The sequence below is a fragment of the Klebsiella sp. 141162 genome (assembly GCF_050600755.1).
GTDB classification, from domain to species: domain Bacteria; phylum Pseudomonadota; class Gammaproteobacteria; order Enterobacterales; family Enterobacteriaceae; genus Klebsiella; species Klebsiella aerogenes.
The window spans coordinates 1-20,165 of record NZ_JAQIRI010000018.1 but is presented as its reverse complement, the minus strand read 5'-3'; the positions used below and the strand labels follow the sequence as shown (position 1 = coordinate 20,165).

The following is a 20,165-nucleotide window of genomic DNA, read 5'->3' as shown; positions in this document are numbered from 1 at the left end:
GACCCCATGCCGAACTCAGAAGTGAAACGCCGTAGCGCCGATGGTAGTGTGGGGTCTCCCCATGTGAGAGTAGGGAACTGCCAGGCATCAAATTTGCAGTAAAACCGGGGCATTAAACCGGTAGATGTAGAAAAAATTCGGTGGAGCGGTAGTTCAGTCGGTTAGAATACCTGCCTGTCACGCAGGGGGTCGCGGGTTCGAGTCCCGTCCGTTCCGCCACTTATTAAAAGCCCTGAGCATTTGCTCAGGGCTTTTTTGTTTCTTCATCTCCAATTATTGCTAAATCAGCAAAAATCCTCTGCATTTATCGATCTTTTTCCCAACCCAACCTTCAACCATAATGGCCTCAGTTAAGCGAAACGAATAATTAACGAGGAACATCTATCATGGCAATCCCTGCATTTGGTCTTGGCACTTTCCGTCTGCAAGACGACGTAGTCATCAACTCTGTAAAAATGGCGCTGGAGCTGGGCTATCGTACTATCGATACCGCACAGATCTATGAAAACGAAGCCGCTGTTGGTCAGGCTATCGCGGAAAGCGGCGTGCCGCGTGATGAACTGTTCATCACCACCAAAATCTGGATCGAAAACCTGAGCAAAGACAAGCTGATCGCCAGCCTTAAAGAAAGTCTGCAGAAGCTGCGCACCGATTATGTTGATCTGACGCTGATTCACTGGCCGTCGCCGAACGATGTGGTTGCTGTCGAAGAGTTTATGGCTGCGCTGATGGAAGCGAAGAAACTGGGTCTGACCCGTCAGATCGGTATCTCTAACTTCACCATTCCGCTGATGGAGCGTGCGATCGCCGCCGTTGGCGCTGAAAATATCGCGACTAATCAGGTTGAACTGTCTCCGTACCTGCAGAACCGTAAAGTGGTAGATTGGGCGCGTGAACACGGTATCCACATCACCTCTTATATGACGCTGGCCTACGGTAAGGCGCTGAAAGATGAAGTGATTGCCCGTATCGCGGCGAAACATAATGCGACCCCGGCACAGGTTATCCTGGCGTGGGCGATGGGCGAAGGTTATGCGGTTATTCCATCTTCCACCAAGCGTGAAAATCTGGCGAGCAACCTGAAAGCGCTGGATCTGAAGCTGGATGATGAAGATCGTAAAGCGATTGCCGCACTGGATTGCAATGACCGTCTGGTAAGTCCGGAAGGTCTGGCGCCGAAGTGGGATTAATCCACCGATTCCGGCAGGCGGTTGATGCCGCTGCCGGACGATAGTTATTTTACAGCTCCTTCGGGAGCTGTTTGACGTGCTCACTAAGAAAGTCAATAAATGCCCTGATGCGCGTGCTGACGGCTCTGTCGCTGTAATACACCGCACTGAAAGGCATCTCCACCGGCAAGCGCTTGTCGGCAAGTAGCTCCACAAACTCCCCGCTGGCAATCTCTTTATCCACCATATAATCCGATAGGCAGGCAATACCATTGCCGCTAAGACAGAGCTGTTTTAGCGTTTCACCACTGTTAGAGGTAAGTTCACAACCGACTTCCAGTAATTGGCCATCGCTGGCGGCGATAGGCCAGGTATTTAACGAGACGGGTTCGGTGAACCCCAGACAGAGGTGATCCGCAAGATCTTCCACATTCACCGGCGTGCCGTAGCGGGCGATATAATCAGGTGAGGCGATGATCTTGCGATAACTATTGAATAGCGGGCGGGCGCGCAGGCTGGAATCGGTTAGGGTACCTGCGCGGATCGCGACGTCGACTTTACGCTCTATAAGATTAATGAAGGTTTCCGAGGAAACCAGCGAGAGCGTCATTTCCGGATAACGTTCACGAAACGGTTTTACCAGCGGCATTAAAAAATGCAGCATCACCGGCGTAGCGGCATCCACGCGGAGCAAGCCGCGAGGGGTGGTACGGGTCTCTAAAAGCTCATTTTCAGCAGCCGCCATCTCCTGCAACACCACCTGCATGCGGCGGAAATAACGCTCGCCTTCTTCTGTCAGGCTCAGCTGGCGCGTGGTCCGGTTTAATAAACTAACGCCTAGCTTTGATTCTAGTTTTTTGACTGCCCGGCTGACGGCAGAGTTTGCCTGCCCGAGCTGCTCGGCCGCCCGGCTAAAACTGCCGCTTTCCACTACGGCGACGAAGATAGCGATCTCTTCTGACGTGGCTCTCATTGTTGCACCTATAGCAAAATTCTATTGAGATTTTGATGGTTTTTGTTATTTAAACATCCCTTCATACTACGTGTCATCTTAATCCTGATGCTACGGAGTAAATTATGCCACTGGCGCTACTTGCATTAACCATCGGTGCCTTTGCTATTGGCACTACCGAATTTGTGATCGTCGGCCTGGTACCGACCATCGCTGAACAACTGGCTATTTCGCTGCCGTCTGCGGGTCTGCTGGTTTCCATCTATGCACTGGGTGTGGCCGTTGGCGCGCCGGTACTGACCGCGCTGACCGGCCGTATGCCGCGTAAGCAACTCCTGCTGGCGCTAATGGTGTTGTTTACCGCCGGCAACCTGTTGGCGTGGCAGGCACCGGGTTATGGCACTTTAATTGTGGCCCGCCTGCTGACCGGCCTGGCGCACGGCGTGTTTTTCTCAATCGGCTCGACGATCGCCACTAGCCTGGTGCCAAAAGAGAAAGCCGCCTCGGCCATTGCTATCATGTTCGGCGGCCTGACGGTCGCGCTGGTAACCGGGGTGCCTTTCGGGACTTTCATCGGTCAGCATTTTGGCTGGCGGGAAACGTTCCTCGCGGTATCGATTCTGGGCGTCATTGCACTTATCAGCAGCTTGATTCTGGTGCCAAATAATATTCCGGGCCGCGCCGGCGCCAGCCTTCGCGATCAGCTGAAAGTCTTGACCCATCCACGCCTGTTGATGATCTACGCGATTACCGCGCTGGGCTATGGCGGCGTGTTTACCGCATTTACTTTCCTTGCGCCGATGATGCAGGAGTTGGCTGGTTTTAGCCCGTCGGCGGTCAGTTGGATCCTGCTGGGTTACGGTATCTCCGTCGCTATCGGTAACGTATGGGGCGGTGAACTGGCTGATAAACATGGCGCTGTCGCCGCGTTGAAATTTATCTTCGCTGCGTTGGTCGTGCTGCTGCTGGTCTTCCAGCTTACCGCCAGCCTGCACTACGCTGCTTTGGCAACGGTGCTGGTGATGGGGATTTTCGCCTTCGGCAACGTTCCGGGTCTGCAGGTCTATGTGGTGCAAAAGGCAGAACAGTACACGCCGGGCGCCGTTGATGTCGCCTCTGGGTTGAATATCGCCGCCTTCAATATCGGTATTGCCCTTGGGTCGGTCATTGGTGGACAGGCGGTTGAATGGTATGGTCTGGCCCAGACGCCGTGGATCGGCGCGGTAATTGTGTTGGTCGCATTGCTGCTGGTCGTACTGAGCGGTCGTTTAGATAAATCTCCACGCCGTTCGGCAGCCGTTTCTGTCGAAGGATAAGGCTTTCTCGCAAATTGCATTGAAAGTGTATGGGAAAATCCCTATAACAGAATAACCAGCCGCAGTCGGGCTGGTTTCCTGTTATCGAGGTTCAATGCCCAAATTGCGAAAGAATACCTATGCCATGCGCTATGTCGCCGGACAACCTGCGGAGAGAATCTTGCCTCCGGGGGCGTTTGCGGGCGTCAGTCCGGTTTATCCCGCCGGCGCGCCGTTAAGCAGCGATGAGAAAATTCGCGTGCTGGTGTGGAATATTTTTAAGCAGCAGCGTGCTGAATGGCAGTCGGTACTCAAAAATTTCGGCAAAGACGCGCATCTGGTCCTGTTGCAGGAGGCGCAAACTACCCCGGAACTGGTCAGGTTCGCGACTTCAAACTATCTGGCCGCCGATCAGGTGCCGGCCCTGGTATTGCCGCAGCATCCTTCCGGCGTGATGACGCTGGCCTCCGCTCACCCCATCTATTGCTGTCCGTTGCGCGAGCGCGAACCTATTTTACGTTTGCCTAAATCGGCGTTAGTAACCGTTTATCCGCTGCCCGATGCGCGGCTGTTGATGGTGGTGAATATTCACGCGGTTAATTTTAGTCTCGGCGTCGATGTTTATAGTAAACAGCTGCTGCCAATTGGCGATCAGATTGCCCATCACAGCGGGCCGGTAATCATGGCTGGTGATTTCAACGCCTGGAGCCGCCCGCGGATGAACGCGTTGTATCGCTTTGCGCGTGAGATGTCGTTACGCGAAGTTCGTTTCTCTGACGATCAGCGCCGCCGCGCGTTTGGTCGCCCGCTCGATTTTGTGTTCTACCGTGGATTAAGCGTGCACGATGCTTCCGTGCTGGTGACCCGCGCCTCCGATCACAACCCGCTACTAGTCGAATTCAGTCCCGGCAAGCCTGATTAATTAAGGTATGTCAGGCCTGCCATCGGGCAGGTCTGCGTTCAGCACGATGCTGCCCTTTATTACTCAAACCACCGAAGGACAACACAATGACAACACGCTCTCATCATGACAACGTCGAAAAGCAGTTTGGCTCACAGGCAAGCGCCTATCTGACCAGCGCCGTGCACGCCTCCGGGCGCGATCTGCAGCGTCTGGCGGAACGGCTGGCGGATTTCCCGCAGGCAACGTTGCTGGATATGGGATGCGGGGCAGGGCACGCCAGCTTTACCGCTGCCGGCCAGGTAGCGCAGGTTACCGCGTATGATTTATCGAGCCAGATGCTGGAGGTTGTCGCTCAGGCGGCAAAAGACAAAGGCTTTACCAACATTGTGACTCAGCAGGGGTATGCTGAAAAGCTGCCGTTTGCCGACGACAGTTTTGATGTGGTGATTAGCCGCTACTCCGCTCACCATTGGCATGATGTCGGCCAGGCGCTGCGCGAGGTGAAACGCGTGCTGAAGCCGGGCGGGGTGATGATCATCATGGACGTGATGTCTCCGGGGCATCCGGTACGTGATGTCTGGCTGCAGACCGTAGAAGCCCTGCGCGACACTTCGCACGTGCGTAATTACTCCAGCGGCGAGTGGCTGGCGCTGGCCAACGACGCAGGTCTGGCGATTAATCATTTATTGACCGACCGTCTGCCGCTGGAGTTTAGCTCCTGGGTCGCGCGGATGCGCACGCCCGAGGCGCTGGCGGAGGCGATTCGCTTATATCAGCAGAGCGCATCGGCGGAGGTTAAAGCCTACTTCGAATTACAGCAGGACGGATCGTTTACCAGCGATACCATCATGTTTGAAGCGCATAAAGCAGTGTAACGCTGGCAATAAAAAAGGCACCGGGGAATCGGTGCCTTTCTCATTATCCTGAAATCAGGATTCAGGTCTGTCGTTGTTCTTCACAAACAACGTCAGCTGATCCCCTGGCTTCAGGTTATCTGTATCGCTGTTCCAGCGCATAACGTCGCGGATATTGACGCCGTGGCGTTTTGCGATGCTCGACAGCGAGTCGCCCTTACGAACACGATAGGTGATGCTATCGCTGTTGTTCGCCAGACGTTGCGCGCTGCTGCCTGCGCCGACAACCAGATTTTGCCCGACTTTAAGCCCAGAACCGCGCAGGTTGTTCCACTGCTGTAGATCCCTGGTGGTGACGCCGAGACGCGAAGCAATCCCGGAAATCGTATCGCCAGAACGTACCTTATAACTACGGCTGGTCAGCGGCGTATTGTCAGCAAGCAGCGTCGGCTGTACGGCGGCAATGTCGCCAGAGGCCAGAGATTCACGCAGTTGAGCTGCGTGCTTCTGAGGCACCATGACGTACTTTGGCCCGCTAGCGCCAAGCGTTGACCCCTTTACCCCAGCGTTGAAGGTTTTCAGCTTGCTAACCGGCATTCCTGCCATGTCCGCGAGTTGAGAAATATCAACCGGACTATCGAGGCGAACGCGCGCCAGCGCCCGGCTTTCATCAGCCGTTGGCAGCTTCACGCCGTAACGCTTGCTGTTTTTGAGAATATCGCTCAAAGCCAGCATTTTTGGTACGTAGACCTTGGTTTCATGCGGCAGCGAGAGCGACCAGAAATCGGTGGGTTTACCACGCGAACGGTTCGCCTTCACGGCCTTCATCACCCGGCCTTCGCCGCTGTTATAGGCTGCGACGGTCAGTAACCAGTCGCCGTCGAACATTTTGTTCAGACGTTGCATCATGTCCAGCGCCGCGGTAGTAGACGCGACGACATCACGACGCGCATCGTAACTGCGGGTCTGTTTTAAACCATAATTGCGCCCTGTGCTCGGAATGATCTGCCAAATGCCTGCGGCATTGGCGCCAGACGTCGCGTGTGGGTCAAAAGCGCTCTCCACTATGGGTAGTAATACCAGTTCCATTGGCATGTTACGTTTCTTAACTTGCCCGGCTATCCAGTACATATACGGTTCAGCCCGTAAAGTTACATCGTGGAGATAGCTCTTATTACGTAAGTACTTCTGTTTCTGTTCGCGAATCCGGGGGTTTTCCGGAATTCCCATCTTTAGCTCGTCGCTTATGGAAGTCCACAGATCCTGGTCTTGCGCGTAGAGGGTTCCATCATCTAACCATCGCGCCTGACTTGTGAACTTGCCTGCTTCCCCTTGACCAGCTGCAGAAAGGCTCTGTGCTCGCTGTTCTACGGTGCCGTCGTGCTTCGACGCCTGGCACCCTACCAGCAGGACAGAGGCGAGTAATATCGCTCGTGCCTTCATGTGTGTGTCAATAGTTGCTTAAAAGACGAGCAAGGATAACGGTGAAGGCCGAGGATGACAAGCGTTAAATCTCAGAAGTCATCTTTCTTTGACCTTAACCATGCAAATCTCTGCGCAGAGTGTTGCAAATTTGTTTCTTTGGCTATTTCTTTAATTAAATCATTGTCATCCGTACGTAAAAATAAATTTATACGGCGTTCATTTTTCAGAGTAACGGGTAGTGTCTTTTGGTTTTTTGCGCGTAACTCATTAACTTTATGGTAGTAATCCTTTATATCCATATCATCTGGCAGGATACTCAATGCAAACTTCATGTTTGCTAAAGTGTACTCATGTGCGCAACAAATTAGTGTGTCAGCGGGAAGGGCGTTTATTTTCATAAATGATTGATACATTTGGTCTGCTGTACCTTCGAACAGTCTGCCACAGCCTCCGGAAAACATTGTATCGCCACAAAATAGATAAGGTTCGCTGTAGAAACAGATATGTCCTAATGTGTGACCGGGAGTGGAGAAAATAGAAAATTCGCGGCCCAAAACAGTAATGCTATCGCCATCAGATACAATATCCGTGCTTCCCTTATCCTGGGTTTCTGCCGGCCCGTAAACCACAAGTTGCGGGAACTTTTGCCGCAGTTCTTTCACGCCGCCAACATGATCGTGGTGGTGGTGGGTTAACAAAATCGCTTCTGGCTGCCAGTTGTTTTCTTCAATGGCCGCGAGTACCGGCGCGGCTTCGCCCGGGTCGACTATCACACAACGATGGCTATCGTCGCTAAGAACCCAGATGTAGTTGTCCTGAAATGCAGGAATACTGATAAGATTCATAAATTACCTCTCAAAGCGTTGCGGAAGGTTGCGATGAAGCCGGCAAGGATACCTCATACAATTACAGCTCCAGAGCATTGGTCCAGTATGCCGTGGGGTGAATACTATCGCGAGTCGCTGGAACGGCATATGAAACCGTGGCTGGCTAAATTATATGGCTTTCATCTACTTAAGATTGGCAATCTGAGCGCGGAAATCAATACCGAAGCCTGCGCGATCTCCCATCAGGTGAACGTTTCGCTGGGGGGAAGTCCTATCCAGGTCAAAGCCGACCCGCTGTATCTTCCTTTCGCCGCCAAATCTGTGGATGCCTGTTTACTGGCGCATACTTTGCCATGGTGCAGCGATCCGCACCGGCTGTTGCGGGAAGCTGACCGCGTGCTGATTGACGATGGCTGGATGATTTTGACCGCCTTTAATCCGATGAGCCTCGTCGGATTGCGCAAGGTGACGCCGATTCTGCGAAAAACTATCCCCTATAACAGCCGCATGTTTACCATGACGCGACAGCTTGACTGGCTGGCGCTGCTCAATTTTGAAGTGCTGCACTACGGTCGCTATCAGGTGCTGCCCTGGTCGAAGCTGGGGGGAAAAATGTTAAGTACACATCTGCCGGCTTTGGGGTGTTTGCAGATGATCGTCGCGCGGAAAAGAACCATTCCGCTGACGCTAAATCCGATGAAGTCCGGGAAGGCGAAGACGCAGCTGCGTCCGGCCGTTGGCGCCACCAGGCAGTGGCGCGACGGGGGAAATTAGCTTTCCGGCTGGTAGCCGACGTCGTCCAGCGTGGGGTTAGACGCCGCAGCGCGCGCGAGTTCGTCACAGCGTTCGTTTTCCGGGTGCCCGGCATGGCCTTTGACCCATTCCCACTTAATTTGATGCTGGCCGAGAGCGGCATCAAGACGTTTCCACAGATCGACATTTTTAACCGGCTTTTTGTCCGCGGTTTTCCAGCCGCGTTTTTTCCAGTTATGGATCCACTGGGTTATCCCCTGGCGGACGTACTGGCTATCGGTGCTTAGCACCACTTCGCAATGCTCTTTAAGCGCTTCGAGAGCGACGATGGCAGCCATCAGTTCCATGCGGTTGTTAGTCGTCAGGCGGTAGCCCGCGCTGTAGGTTTTTTCATGCTGGCGATAGCGCATAATAGCGCCGTAGCCGCCAGGCCCTGGATTCCCCAGGCAAGAACCATCGGTGAAAATTTCTACCTGTTTGAGCATCTCTGGTAGACTTCCTGTAATTGAAATCGATATGTAAACGACAAGTCTGACATAAATGACCGCTATGAGCACTGCAATTACACGACAGATTGTTCTCGATACCGAAACCACCGGTATGAACCAGATCGGCGCCCATTATGAAGGGCATAAGATCATCGAGATCGGCGCCGTAGAGGTGATCAACCGTCGCCTCACCGGTAATAACTTCCATGTTTATCTGAAGCCCGATCGGCTGGTGGACCCGGAGGCCTTCGGCGTTCACGGTATTGCCGATGAGTTCCTCATGGATAAGCCGACATTTGCCGACGTTGCCGATGAGTTCATGGAGTATATCCGCGGCGCGGAGCTGGTCATCCATAACGCATCGTTCGATATCGGCTTTATGGATTATGAATTCAAAAAGCTGAACCGCGGCATTGAGAAAACGGAAACCTTTTGTAAGGTCACCGATAGCCTGGCGCTGGCACGTAAGATGTTCCCCGGCAAGCGTAACAGCCTCGATGCGCTCTGTTCACGTTATGAAATAGACAACAGCAAGCGTACGCTGCACGGGGCGTTGCTCGATGCCCAGATTCTGGCTGACGTCTATCTGATGATGACCGGCGGGCAGACCAGCATGGCGTTTTCGATGGAAGGGGAAGGCCAACAGCAGGCCGGCGATATTGGAATACAGCGCGTTGTCCGCGCCGCCAGTAAATTACGCGTGGTTTATGCTTCTGACAGCGAGCTGGCGGACCATGAATCGCGTCTCGATCTGGTGCAGAAGAAGGGCGGAAGCTGCCTGTGGCGCGCCTGATCGCCGACAATATGCGCTAAAAATAGGCGGGTGGGCTAATTTTGCAGCAAACGATTCAAAAGTGAAGAAAAAGCGTTGACGACGATGTAGGGAAACCGTAATATTCGCCTCGTTCCCAACGGAACAACAACGCGGAGCGGTAGTTCAGTCGGTTAGAATACCTGCCTGTCACGCAGGGGGTCGCGGGTTCGAGTCCCGTCCGTTCCGCCACTATTCGAGGCCATGCTATTCATTAGCATGGCCTTTTTGCTTTCTAACGCTTTCTAATATGGCCTCCAGCAGAGCATTCAGTGTATCGACCCGCTTTGGCTGTTTAAGATAGGCCGCCTCATCTGAAAGCCGTTAATCACAACGTTCCCATTTTCATAGCACTTGCTTTACCTGATTTATGGAAGTGACCAGGTTGATATTTGCCGGTCGCTTCAGAAGTGACGACCTGTCGATATATTCATTCTGTTCATGCCCCTTCATTTCGGCTCTGTCCCGAATATATTCCGTTTTCAATAACCCGTTTTTATTTTTATTAAGAATAGTTCTGAGAAAAGACTGCAATATTCTGAAAATAGTACAAGTTTGCGCTCTTGCTGTTTTATTCATCCGCCATTGGGTGTAATGTGACCAGAAATGTAAGTTAATGTCACAAAATACAATCATAACGTAAATAACAAAGGCATACAGGAACAGGGATGAAGGTTTTATATCTGGCAGGGATATTGCTGGTTCTGAGTCAGCCAGTTTTCGCAGCCCCGTTATCGCCAGCAGACCGCAACAGCATCGAACAGCAGCAGCAGCAATTGCTTCTTCAGAACCAACAGCAGCGTGAATCGCTGGAGCGCACAGCGCCGCTGGCTCGCCCCTCTCCGGCTGAACCGCCTGTGCCAGCATCCGGGCCATGTTTCACCATCAATCGCATTGTGTTGGAAGGGACCACCCTTATTGATGATCGCAGGCAGCGAAAACTCCTTGCGCCCTGGGTGAACCAATGCCTGAATATGGCCCGTATTAATCAGCTTACTAATACAGTTTCGGACTGGTATATCAGCCGCGGATATATAACCAGCCGTGCTTTTCTGACGGAACAGAATTTACGTTCTGGTGAGCTGCATCTGGCTATTCTGGAAGGTCGGCTGGAGAAAATACACATGGATGGCGCGCCCGAGCGTGAGCTGAAAATGACCTTTCCAGGGCTGGAAGGGCGTATTCTTAATCTGCGTGATATTGAACAGGGTATGGAGCAAATTAACCGCACCCGTACCACGCCGGTGCAGATTGAAATATTACCGGGCGATAAGCAGGGATGGTCGATTGTTCATTTGACCGCCACGCCAGAATTTCCTCTTTCCGGCTCAGTCAGTTTTGATAATAGCGGCCAGAAGAATACGGGCGTCGGGCAAATTAACGCAGGGCTGAGCGGTAACAACCTGTTAGGTCTGGCCGATAACTGGTTTGTTTACGGTGGACGCAGCAGCGCGTTTTCGAATACAAAAGATGCACAAAATTTTGCTGCGGGCGTCAGCGTGCCCTACGGCTACAGCCTGCTGGACTATAGCTACAGCTGGAACAACTATCTCAGCACCATCGATAACAACGGCTACCGCTGGCGTTCGACCGGCGATACCGAAACACACCGGGTGAATCTGTCACACGTGCTGTTCCGCAACGGTAATATCAAGACGGGTATCTCCCTGGGCCTGAGCCATCGCATCAATCATAATTATCTGGACGATATCCTGTTGCAAAGCAGCAGTCGCAAACTGACCAGCCTGCTGTTTGGCCTGAACCATACTCAGAAAATATTTGGTGGCGTAGCCACGTTTAACCCTACCTTCAGCCGCGGTATGCCATGGCTGGATGCCGACAGCGACGGCAGTAAAAATGGTGATTTACCGAAAGCGCAGTTCCGTAAATGGAGCCTGAACGCCAGCTTCCAGCGCCCGGTAGCTGAAAACTTGTGGTGGCTGGCGAGCGCCTACGGGCAGTGGTCACCGGACCGCCTATACGGTAGCGAACGCATGACCATCGGCGGCGAAAGCTCGGTGCGCGGGTTTAAAGAACAAAGTATCTCCGGCGATAACGGCGCGTACTGGCGAAATGAGCTCAACTACACCCTGTTCATACTGCCGGTGATAGGCCAGGTCAGCGCGCTGGCTGCTGTTGATGGCGGCTGGCTGCATTCCGACAAGCTGGATCGCTATTCAGCTGGCACTCTGTGGGGCACGGCTGTTGGGCTCAATACCGCCAATGGCCACGTTTCCACCGCGTTTACCGTCGGACTGCCTCTTGTTTACCCGGACTGGCTTGGCCCGGATCACGTCAATATTTACTATCGCGTTGCCGTCGCGTTTTAAGGGATTATCGTCATGAAACAGCCTCCCGTTCGCTTAGCCTACCGCGTGCTCAGCTATGTATTAAGCGTCCTGCTCGCCGGACAACCTTTGCTACCTGCGATTTCCGCCACGCTGACGCCAACGGGCAATACCTCCACGGATAAAGCGGCGAATGGCGTGCCGGTCGTGAATATTGCCACACCGAACGGGGCCGGAATTTCGCACAACCGGTTTAAGGATTACAACGTCGGCAAAGAGGGACTGATCCTCAATAACGCCACGGGTAAGCTCAATCAGACGCAGCTTGGCGGGTTGATTAACGGTAACGCCAACCTGAAAGCGGGCAAAGAAGCAAAGGGCATCATCAACGAAGTGACCGGCGGCAACCGCTCACATCTGCAGGGGTATACGGAAGTCGCGGGCAAAGCGGCGAATGTCATGGTCGCTAACCCGTATGGCATCACCTGTAATGGCTGCGGGTTTATCAATACCCCCCAGGCTACGCTGACCACGGGAAAACCTGTTTTTGACGCCAGCGGCAATTTACAGGCGCTGGACGTGAAAAAAGGCAGCATCACCATTGAGGGGCAGGGGCTTGATGCCAGCGGCAGCGATGCGTTGTCGATCATTTCACGCGCAACCGAAGTGAATGCCGCCATTCACGCTAAGGATTTAAACGTGGTGGCCGGGGCCAACCGCGTTGGTACAGACGGCAGCGTACAGGCGCAGCTGGGAGAAGGTAAAGCGCCATCGGTGGCGGTCGATACCGGCGCACTTGGCGGTATGTACGCCAATCGGATCCGGATGGTGTCGAGTGAGAAAGGTGTCGGGGTTAACCTCGGCAATCTTAACGCGCGCCAGGGCGATATCACCCTGGATGCCAGCGGCAGTCTCAGCGTACACCAAAGCCTCGCCGGCGGTGCGCTGTCCGCTAAAGGTGAAAACCTGACCCTGACGGGCGATCACAAAGCCAGCGGCAATATGTCGCTGAGCAGCCAGGGCGACATTGCCCTGAGCAACGGTTCACTCAATAGCGACGGCGACCTGGTACTGAATGCCAATGGCGCGATTTCAAACGCTAATGAAAAGCTGACTGCCGGACGCGATACGACGCTTACCGCGAAAAATATTAGCCAGGATACCTCCAGCCAGATTAACGCCGCCCGCCATATCGAGGCTAAAGCCAGCGATACGCTGAAAACGCAAGGGCAGATGATAGCCGGGCAAAACCTGACGGTAAGCAGCAACACCCTGACGGTAGAGGGCAAGCTGCTGGCGCGTAACAGCGCTCAGCTGAATGCCAGCGCGCTGAATAACAGCGGTTCCGTTCAGGGCGCCTCCCTGAGCGTAGGCAGCTCTACGCTCAGCAACGCCGGTTCGCTGCTGAGCGGTAGCGACCTGACCGTCAATACTCACGATTTTACCCAAAGCGGTAGTATCGGCGCGAAGGGAAAAGCGGACATCACCGCCAGCGGGAAGCTTATCAACACGGGCTCGCTGGTGAGCGATGCGGTGCTGGCATTGAAGGCGCAGGATGTGACGCAGAACGGCGTACTGTCCGGTGCCCAGGGGCTAACGGTCGCTACGCAGAATCTGACCTCCGGCAAAAATTCGCTGATCCACAGCGATGCCGCCATGACGCTGAATACCGCCACGGCGACGTTGGACGGTGAAACCAGCGCCGGAAGCGATCTTCTGCTGCAGGGCGACAGGCTTGCTACCACGGCGGGCGGGCAACTTCAGAGCGGTAATAATCTCAGCCTCAGCGCGCGGGAAATGGTGCTTTCGGGCACGCAGGCGGCACAAAAAACCATGACGGTGAATGCCCGCGAAAAGCTCAACCACAGCGGCAAAAGCAGCGCGGCCGAAGTCAACCTGAATGCGCCTGCGCTGACCAATAGCGGCGTACTCGTTGCTTCCAGCATGAACACGCAGTCGCAAACCCTGACCAACAGCGGGCTGATCCAGGGCGCCAGCGCACTGCTGATTAACACGCAAGCGCTGGACAACCAGCTGAACGGCACGCTGTACAGCGCGGCAAACCTGGCGCTGTCTGTGCCGGATATTCGCAACAGCGGGCTTATTAGCAGTGACAGCGGTCTGATAATGACGGCGGACGCGCTAAGTCATTCAGGCAAAATCATCGCTGACACGCTGGATATTCAGGCGACCACGCTGAGCAGTGACGGCCTGCTTCAGGGCCGTCACGCACTGACCCTTTCCGGCGACAGCCTTTCGCAGGGGGCAAACGGACGCTGGCTGACGGCGGGTCATTTATCCCTTGATGGCAACACGCTGGTCACCGGCGGGATAACCCAGGGGAGGGATGTCTCGGTTGATGCAGACCGCTGGATCCACAGCGGATCGGCGTTGGCAACGGGCGAACTTGAAGGCACGCTCACCGCTTCCTTGAACAATAACGGCGACCTGATGAGTCAGGGGCGTTTCGCCCTGACTGCGCCGGCGCTGACGAACCATGGTCGCCTGCTTGCATCCGGCGACATGGCGCTTAGCGGTAACCAGATCAGCAGCAATGGGACGCTTCAGGGGAAAACCCTGAGCCTGACCCAGGACGATATCAGTAACCAGGGGACCATTATCGGGCTGAACGCGCTGTCGCTGAACAGCGCTGGCGCATTCGCTAATACTGGCGATTTACTGAGTCAAGGGGAGCTGACTCTCTCCGCCGGCGATATCACCAACGGCGGACGAATACAGGGGCAGAACATCATTCTTGATGGCGCCCGGCTGACTAACCACGGGGCCATCCAGAGCGCGATCGATTTAGCGCTGACCCTGAGCGATGACATCACTGCCGTTACCGGCAGTAAAATCACCGCCCTGGGCGATGCTCGCCTGACCGGTAAGGCGCTGAGTAACCAGGGATTAATCAATGCGAAAACGCTGGAGGTGGAAGGAGATTCGCTCAGCAACGACGGTGAAATCAGCGGTGTTAACGGCCTGAGCGTCACGCTGCATAGCGGCCTGCAGCAGCAGGGCAAACTGCTGACTGGCGGTAAGCTGGCGCTGAAAGCCGGTAACATCAGCAACAGCGGGCAGCTTCAGGGGGCTGATACCCAACTCAGCGCCAGTACACTGATCAACAGCGGTCGCATTCAGGGCGATAGCGCTCTGACGCTCACTCTGCTGAACGCACTCACCAACCAGGCGAACGGCGTTATCCTCAGCCAGGACGCGCTCAGCATCACTGCGCCATCGCTCATGAATGACGGCACGATTCAGGGCAACGGTAAAACCACGCTCAGCGCGGCAACGCAGGCCCGCAACGACGGCAAAATTCTCTCCGGCGGTGGCCTGGTATTCACCACGCCGGACTACAGCGGCAGCGGCTGGCTACAGGCCACGAACCTGGTGCTGAACGTGGCGAAGTTTGCCAGCAGCGGCACCGTGCTGGCGGCGAACCAGGCGACGCTCACAGGTGACAATTTGACCAACAGCGGTACCTTCCAGGCCGCACAGCTGAACGTAAACGCGCAGTTCGTCAACAACGGCGGCACGCTGCTGGGTAATCAGGGGCTGAGCATCAACGCCAGCACCATCAATAATGAGAATGGCAAATTGTTCAGCGGCGGTGACCTGCTGGCCGAAACGGTCTCCCTCAGCGGCGCGGGCCAGATTGTGGCGCTCGGTAATCTGACGCTGAAGCTGGTCAACAGCTGGACGTCACAGGGGGTTGTGGCCTCGAACAAACAGCTTTCTGTCAGTACCCAGGGGGATATCACCAACAATGCCACCCTGCAGGGTGACGGCATTACCCTGGACGCGGCGGGTAAGCTGACGAATAACGGCCAGCTTACGGCAGGCGGTGGTACCACTTCGCTTTCCGGCAGCCAGATTGCCATGAACGCCAGCGGCACTCTGCAGGCGGGCGGGGACGTCAGTCTGACCAGCCGGGGCAGTATCATCCTCGACGGTTTTACCGGCACGGCGGGCAATCTGCTCCTGAACGCGACAGGTGCGATCGTCAACACTGCCCTGCTGTATGCGGGTAATAATCTCGCCCTTTACGCCAACAGCATCCAGAACCTGCATGGCGATATGCTGGCAGGCAATAACCTGGTGATGCAGAAAGACGCCAGCGGCGCGGCGAATGCCGAAGTGATTAATAGCTCCGGTAATATTGAGACTATTAACGGTGATATCACCATCAAGACCGGGCATTTGCTGAATACGCGGGATGGGCTAACGACAAAAACAACGCATATCGATGGTGGACAGAGTATTCCGGGGATGGGGAATTCGATGATTAACGTCGATATCAGCCAGCTTGCCGACGGTACTTATGGAATGACCAGCCGGGTGGCAGAAAGACAGGTGGGGCCATGTAACGGCCATGGAGCCTGTAACTATGTCCACTGGAATCAGTTTTACTATGCAATGTATGCCGGTTCGGCAGAGCAAAAGTTCATCAGTAGTCAGACGCGAACTGACGTTACCAGCAACGGCGGAGCATCCAGAATTGGCTCCGGCAAAAATCTCGCGATCGATGCAGGCTCACTGGATAATTTTGCCAGTAATATTTTGGCGAATGGTAATGTCAGTCTGACCGGGGGCACCCTTAATAACCAGAGTTGGCAGTCAGGGACAGTTACTGACTGGTTCGTCTATCAGTACGATTCACGCCGATATGGATACGCAGTCGAGCCGGGGGGGCGTTATCCGACGGACGGAAATAAGTATCATGATGTTATGCCTGAAAGCACGTCCATTGCGTTTACGCTTAAAGGACATGATTCAAGTACAGAGCTCGGCGAAATTTACCGCGCGGTTATTCAGGCGGGCGGCAACGTCTCAGCCAACTTCAACAGTGACATCAGCAATACCAATACGATGTCTAATGCCGACAAGATCAGCAACACCATCGTTGCCCCAAACCTGAATACGCCTTCAGCGCAAAGCATCGGTAGCGACGCGAGCCAGCAGGCGCTTGTGGAGGCTGCAACCCCGGCTATCACCGCTCCAGACTGGAAAGACAGTACCGCCAGCCAAACTATCGGCGAAGGTACCGTACTCGCCCCCGGCGGCATGGATAGCAACTACCCACTGCCTTCCGGTAATAATGGCTACTTTGTGCCGTCGACCGATCCGTACAGCCCGTATCTCATCACCGTTAACCCAAAACTCGACGGTCTGGGTCAGCTCGATCCGTCGTTGTTTGGCGACCTGTACAACCTGCTCGGCATGAACCCGGGCACGGCCCCACGTGAGACGGGTAGCCAGTATACCGATGTCAGTCAGTTCCTCGGTTCTTCGTACATGCTTGGCCGCCTCAACCTGAATCCGGACAAGGATTACCGCTTCCTTGGCGACGCGGCGTTTGATACCCGCTATGCGTCAAACTATGTACTGAACCAGACCGGGCAGCGCTACATCAATGGGCTGGGGTCAGACCTCGACCAGATGCGTTACCTGATGGACAACGCCGCCAGCGCGCAACGCTCGCTCGGTCTGACGTTTGGAGTGGCGTTGACCGCCGACCAGGTGGCGGCGCTCGACCACAGTATTCTCTGGTATGAAACCGCCACGATTAACGGACAGACGGTGATGGTGCCAAAAGTCTATCTGTCGCCAAAAGATGTGACGGTGCAGAGCGGTAGCGTGATTAGCGGCAATAACGTGCAGTTAGCGGGCGGTAACGTTACCAACAGCGGCAGTGCTCTGCTGGCGCAGAATGGCCTTACCATCGACAGCAGCAACAGCATTAACAACCTCAACGCGGGTCTCATCCGGGCTGGCGGCGGGCTGGACCTGAGCGCGCTGGCCGATATTAACAATATCGGCTCCGTCATCAGCGGTAAGACGGTACAGTTGGAAAGCACCGATGGCAGCATTAACAACATCACCCGTACGCAGCAGTGGAGCGTAGGCGGTGACAGCCGTCGCGAAAGCGTCCACATAAGTGGCACCGATGTCGGACAAACCGCCTCCATCAGCGCCAGCGATGGTCTTTATATGGCAGCGGCGAACGACATCAATATCACCGGCGCGAAAGTAAACGCGGGCGGTGACCTCGCCATGGATGCCGGCAATAGCATCAATATCGCCGCTAACCAGATAACCGACAGCAGCAGCCGATCAGGTGTTTGGGGCCAGAAAAACACCAGTACATCCTCCACCTCAAATCAGGGCAGCAGCATTACGGCGGGCGGTAACGCGGTAATGCAGGCTGGCAACGATCTGAACGTGACGGCGAGCGCTATCAATGCGGGTAAAACCGCGCAGCTGGTGGCGGGAAATGATCTGAACCTGAACGCGGCTGACAGCGGGCAGACCAGCCGCACGGGCGGCAGTGAAAGTCATCAGGGCAGCGCCGACAGAACAACGATTTCAGCGGGCGACAACGTAACGCTGGTTGCCGGACGGGACGTGACCAGCCAGGCGGCAGGCATCGCGGCGGAAGGGAATGTCGGGATCCAGGCCGGGCGCGACGTTAATCTGCTGGCGGAAGAGTCCGTGACCGGCAGCAGCTCACACTCGAAAAAGAAAACCGTTATCGATGAATCCGTGCGCCAGCAGGGGACCGAAATCGCCAGCTCCGGCAACACCACCATCGTCGCCGGACGCGACGTCAACGCCGAAGCGGCGCAGGTGACCGCCAGCGGGGATATCGGCGTGGCGGCAGGCCGCGATGTGAACCTGACCACGGCGACGGAAAGTGATTACCACTACAGGGAAGAGACAAAGACCAAAAAAGGGTTCCTTAGCAAGAAAACGACTCACATCATAGAGGAAGACAGTGCGACCCGTGAAGCAGGTACCTTGCTTTCCGGCGACAGCGTCACCGTGCAGGCGGGCAACAACCTGCTGGTGAAAGGCTCCTCCGTAGTGGGCGATAACAGCGTGGCGCTCGACGCAGGTAATAACGTCGATATCGTGGCCGCGACCAACACGGATACCTCCTGGCGCTTTAAGGAAGAGAAAAAATCCGGCCTGATGGGCACCGGGGGGATCGGGATCAGTATCGGCAGTAGCAAGACTACCCACGATTTACGCGAGGCGGGCACCACGCAAAGCCAGAGCTTCAGCACCGTCGGATCTACGGGCGGTAACGTGGTTATCGCTGCCGGAAACCAGGCGCACATCGGCGGCGCAGACCTGATTGCCGGGAAGGACATGAGTCTCAGCGGCAGCAGCGTCATCATCGACCCGGGCCACGACAAACGTACCCGCGATGAAACCTTCGAGCAGAAGAAAAGTGGGCTGACGCTGGCGCTTTCGGGCACTGTCGGCAGCGCGATTAATAATGCGGTTACGGCGGCACAGGATACCAAAGAGGAAAGTGACGGACGGCTCAAAGCGCTTCAGGCCACTAAAACTGTGCTCTCCGGTGTGCAGGCCGGACAGGCGGCTGAGGCGGCTGACCTGACGGCCGACCCGAACGCGATGGGCGTCAGCCTCTCGCTGACCACGCAGAAATCCAAATCGCAGCAGCACGCTGAGAGCGATACGATAACGGGCAGCACGCTGAATGCAGGCAACAATCTCTCCATTACCGCGAATGGAAAAGGTAAGGGCCCGAACAGCGGCGATATCGTTATTGCCGGAAGCCAGGTGAAAGCGGGCGGCGACACGCTGCTGGACGCCAGGCATGACGTCATTCTCAGCGGGGCTGCTAACACTCAACAGTCCAGCGGCAAGAACAGCAGCAGCGGAGGCGGTGTCGGCGTAAGTATTGGTGCAGGTAAAGGTGCCGGTATCAGCGTGTTTGCCAATGTCAACGCAGCCAATGGCAAAGATAAAGGTAACGGTACCGACTGGACTGAAACCACCATCGACAGCGGCAAGACCGTCACCATTAAGAGCGGGAATGACACCGTGCTCAATGGGGCACAGGTCAGCGGCAATAAAATTGTCGCCAAAGTGGGGCACGACCTGCTGATGAGCAGCCAGCAGGACAGCAACAAATACGACAGCAAGCAGAGCAGCGTGGCGGCGGGCGGCAGCTTCACCTTCGGCAGCATGACGGGCTCCGGCTATATCTCTGCCTCCCAGGACAAGATGAAGAGCCGCTTTGACTCTGTTGCCGAACAAACCGGGATGTTCGCCGGTGATGGCGGCTTTGATATCACCGCGGGCAACCATACCCAACTGGATGGCGCAGTGATTGCCTCCACGGCCACGGCGGACAAAAACAGCCTCGATACCGGTACGCTGGGCTTCAGCGACCTGCACAACGAAGCGGACTTCAAAACTCAGCACTCGGGCATCAGTATCAGCGGCGCGGGCAGCTTCGGCGACCAGTTCAAGGGCAATATGCCGGGTGGGATGATTGCGGCGGCGGGCAACAGTGGGCATGCCGAAGGCACGACTCAGGCCGCTGTGGCTGACGGCACCATCACCATTCGCGACAAGGATAA

The 20,165-nt window shown here is 55.3% G+C and carries 12 protein-coding genes, 2 tRNA genes and 1 rRNA gene; 11 read left to right on the top strand and 4 right to left on the bottom strand.

All coding sequences use genetic code 11. From position 1 onward, the window contains the following. The 3 genes from rrf to dkgB all read left to right on the top strand — a co-directional run. Positions 1 to 86: ribosomal RNA gene (gene rrf / locus PGR23_RS24235) — 5S ribosomal RNA — on the top strand; the annotation flags it as partial. A 56-nt stretch (positions 87 to 142) separates the two neighbouring features. After that, a tRNA-Asp gene (locus PGR23_RS24230) sits at positions 143 to 219 on the top strand. A gap of 167 nt (positions 220 to 386) precedes the next feature. After that, positions 387 to 1,190, top strand: coding sequence for a 2,5-didehydrogluconate reductase DkgB (gene dkgB / locus PGR23_RS24225; protein ID WP_396279906.1), 804 nt, complete (start codon positions 387 to 389; stop codon positions 1,188 to 1,190). Between the two features lie 49 nt (positions 1,191 to 1,239). On the opposite strand, the gene yafC is transcribed toward dkgB, so the two are convergent. Next, positions 1,240 to 2,142 carry a DNA-binding transcriptional regulator YafC gene (gene yafC, locus PGR23_RS24220; RefSeq protein WP_047047173.1) on the bottom strand — a complete coding sequence of 301 codons (903 nt, stop codon included), beginning with the start codon at positions 2,140 to 2,142 and terminating at the stop codon, positions 1,240 to 1,242. 104 nt (positions 2,143 to 2,246) lie between these two features. On the opposite strand from yafC, the gene PGR23_RS24215 reads away from it, so the two are divergent. The 3 genes from PGR23_RS24215 to PGR23_RS24205 all read left to right on the top strand — a co-directional run bounded on the left by PGR23_RS24215 (position 2,247) and on the right by PGR23_RS24205 (position 5,195). Then, positions 2,247 to 3,437 carry an MFS transporter gene (locus tag PGR23_RS24215; protein WP_396279905.1) on the top strand — a complete coding sequence of 397 codons (1,191 nt, stop codon included), beginning with the start codon at positions 2,247 to 2,249 and terminating at the stop codon, positions 3,435 to 3,437. Between the two features lie 103 nt (positions 3,438 to 3,540). After that, positions 3,541 to 4,338, top strand: coding sequence for an endonuclease/exonuclease/phosphatase family protein (locus PGR23_RS24210; protein WP_015704463.1), 798 nt, complete (start codon positions 3,541 to 3,543; stop codon positions 4,336 to 4,338). An 86-nt stretch (positions 4,339 to 4,424) separates the two neighbouring features. Beyond that, the gene (locus PGR23_RS24205) at positions 4,425 to 5,195 is read left to right on the top strand and encodes a class I SAM-dependent methyltransferase (RefSeq protein ID WP_289578234.1); all 771 of its coding nucleotides are present in this window, start codon (positions 4,425 to 4,427) and stop codon (positions 5,193 to 5,195) included. Between the two features lie 54 nt (positions 5,196 to 5,249). On the opposite strand, the gene mltD is transcribed toward PGR23_RS24205, so the two are convergent. Both mltD and gloB read right to left on the bottom strand, forming a co-directional pair. Continuing rightward, positions 5,250 to 6,617, bottom strand: coding sequence for a murein transglycosylase D (mltD, locus tag PGR23_RS24200; RefSeq protein ID WP_045397918.1), 1,368 nt, complete (start codon positions 6,615 to 6,617; stop codon positions 5,250 to 5,252). 71 nt (positions 6,618 to 6,688) lie between these two features. Beyond that, on the bottom strand, positions 6,689 to 7,444 hold the full coding sequence (gloB, locus tag PGR23_RS24195) for a hydroxyacylglutathione hydrolase (protein WP_045397916.1): 756 nt from the start codon (positions 7,442 to 7,444) through the stop codon (positions 6,689 to 6,691). A gap of 33 nt (positions 7,445 to 7,477) precedes the next feature. On the opposite strand from gloB, the gene PGR23_RS24190 reads away from it, so the two are divergent. Continuing rightward, on the top strand, positions 7,478 to 8,200 hold the full coding sequence (locus tag PGR23_RS24190) for a class I SAM-dependent methyltransferase (protein WP_045397913.1): 723 nt from the start codon (positions 7,478 to 7,480) through the stop codon (positions 8,198 to 8,200). On the opposite strand, the gene rnhA is transcribed toward PGR23_RS24190, so the two are convergent. Beyond that, a complete protein-coding gene (rnhA, locus tag PGR23_RS24185; RefSeq protein ID WP_015368126.1) occupies positions 8,197 to 8,664 on the bottom strand; it encodes a ribonuclease HI in 468 nt (155 codons plus the stop codon). The two genes, PGR23_RS24190 and rnhA, sit on opposite strands and share 4 nt — an antisense overlap. A 64-nt stretch (positions 8,665 to 8,728) precedes the next feature. Between rnhA and dnaQ the strand changes: the two genes are divergently transcribed. The 4 genes from dnaQ to PGR23_RS24165 all read left to right on the top strand — a co-directional run. Further along, on the top strand, positions 8,729 to 9,460 hold the full coding sequence (gene dnaQ / locus PGR23_RS24180; RefSeq protein ID WP_015368125.1) for a DNA polymerase III subunit epsilon: 732 nt from the start codon (positions 8,729 to 8,731) through the stop codon (positions 9,458 to 9,460). A gap of 133 nt (positions 9,461 to 9,593) precedes the next feature. Continuing rightward, positions 9,594 to 9,670: transfer RNA gene (locus PGR23_RS24175), tRNA-Asp, on the top strand. Between the two features lie 476 nt (positions 9,671 to 10,146). Next, the gene (locus PGR23_RS24170; RefSeq protein WP_396279904.1) at positions 10,147 to 11,808 is read left to right on the top strand and encodes a ShlB/FhaC/HecB family hemolysin secretion/activation protein; all 1,662 of its coding nucleotides are present in this window, start codon (positions 10,147 to 10,149) and stop codon (positions 11,806 to 11,808) included. A 12-nt stretch (positions 11,809 to 11,820) separates the two neighbouring features. Further along, positions 11,821 to 20,165 (top strand): hemagglutinin repeat-containing protein (locus tag PGR23_RS24165; RefSeq protein ID WP_430915665.1); only part of this gene is annotated, 8,345 nt, incomplete at its 3' end.

Coding starts and splice junctions, on each gene's coding strand:
- dkgB (WP_396279906.1), top strand. CDS start 387: ATGGCAATCCCTGCATTTGGTCTTGGCACTTTCCGTCTGCAAGACGAC.
- yafC (WP_047047173.1), bottom strand. CDS start 2,142: ATGAGAGCCACGTCAGAAGAGATCGCTATCTTCGTCGCCGTAGTGGAA.
- PGR23_RS24215 (WP_396279905.1), top strand. CDS start 2,247: ATGCCACTGGCGCTACTTGCATTAACCATCGGTGCCTTTGCTATTGGC.
- PGR23_RS24205 (WP_289578234.1), top strand. CDS start 4,425: ATGACAACACGCTCTCATCATGACAACGTCGAAAAGCAGTTTGGCTCA.
- mltD (WP_045397918.1), bottom strand. CDS start 6,617: ATGAAGGCACGAGCGATATTACTCGCCTCTGTCCTGCTGGTAGGGTGC.
- gloB (WP_045397916.1), bottom strand. CDS start 7,444: ATGAATCTTATCAGTATTCCTGCATTTCAGGACAACTACATCTGGGTT.
- PGR23_RS24190 (WP_045397913.1), top strand. CDS start 7,478: ATGAAGCCGGCAAGGATACCTCATACAATTACAGCTCCAGAGCATTGG.
- rnhA (WP_015368126.1), bottom strand. CDS start 8,664: ATGCTCAAACAGGTAGAAATTTTCACCGATGGTTCTTGCCTGGGGAAT.
- dnaQ (WP_015368125.1), top strand. CDS start 8,729: ATGAGCACTGCAATTACACGACAGATTGTTCTCGATACCGAAACCACC.
- PGR23_RS24170 (WP_396279904.1), top strand. CDS start 10,147: ATGAAGGTTTTATATCTGGCAGGGATATTGCTGGTTCTGAGTCAGCCA.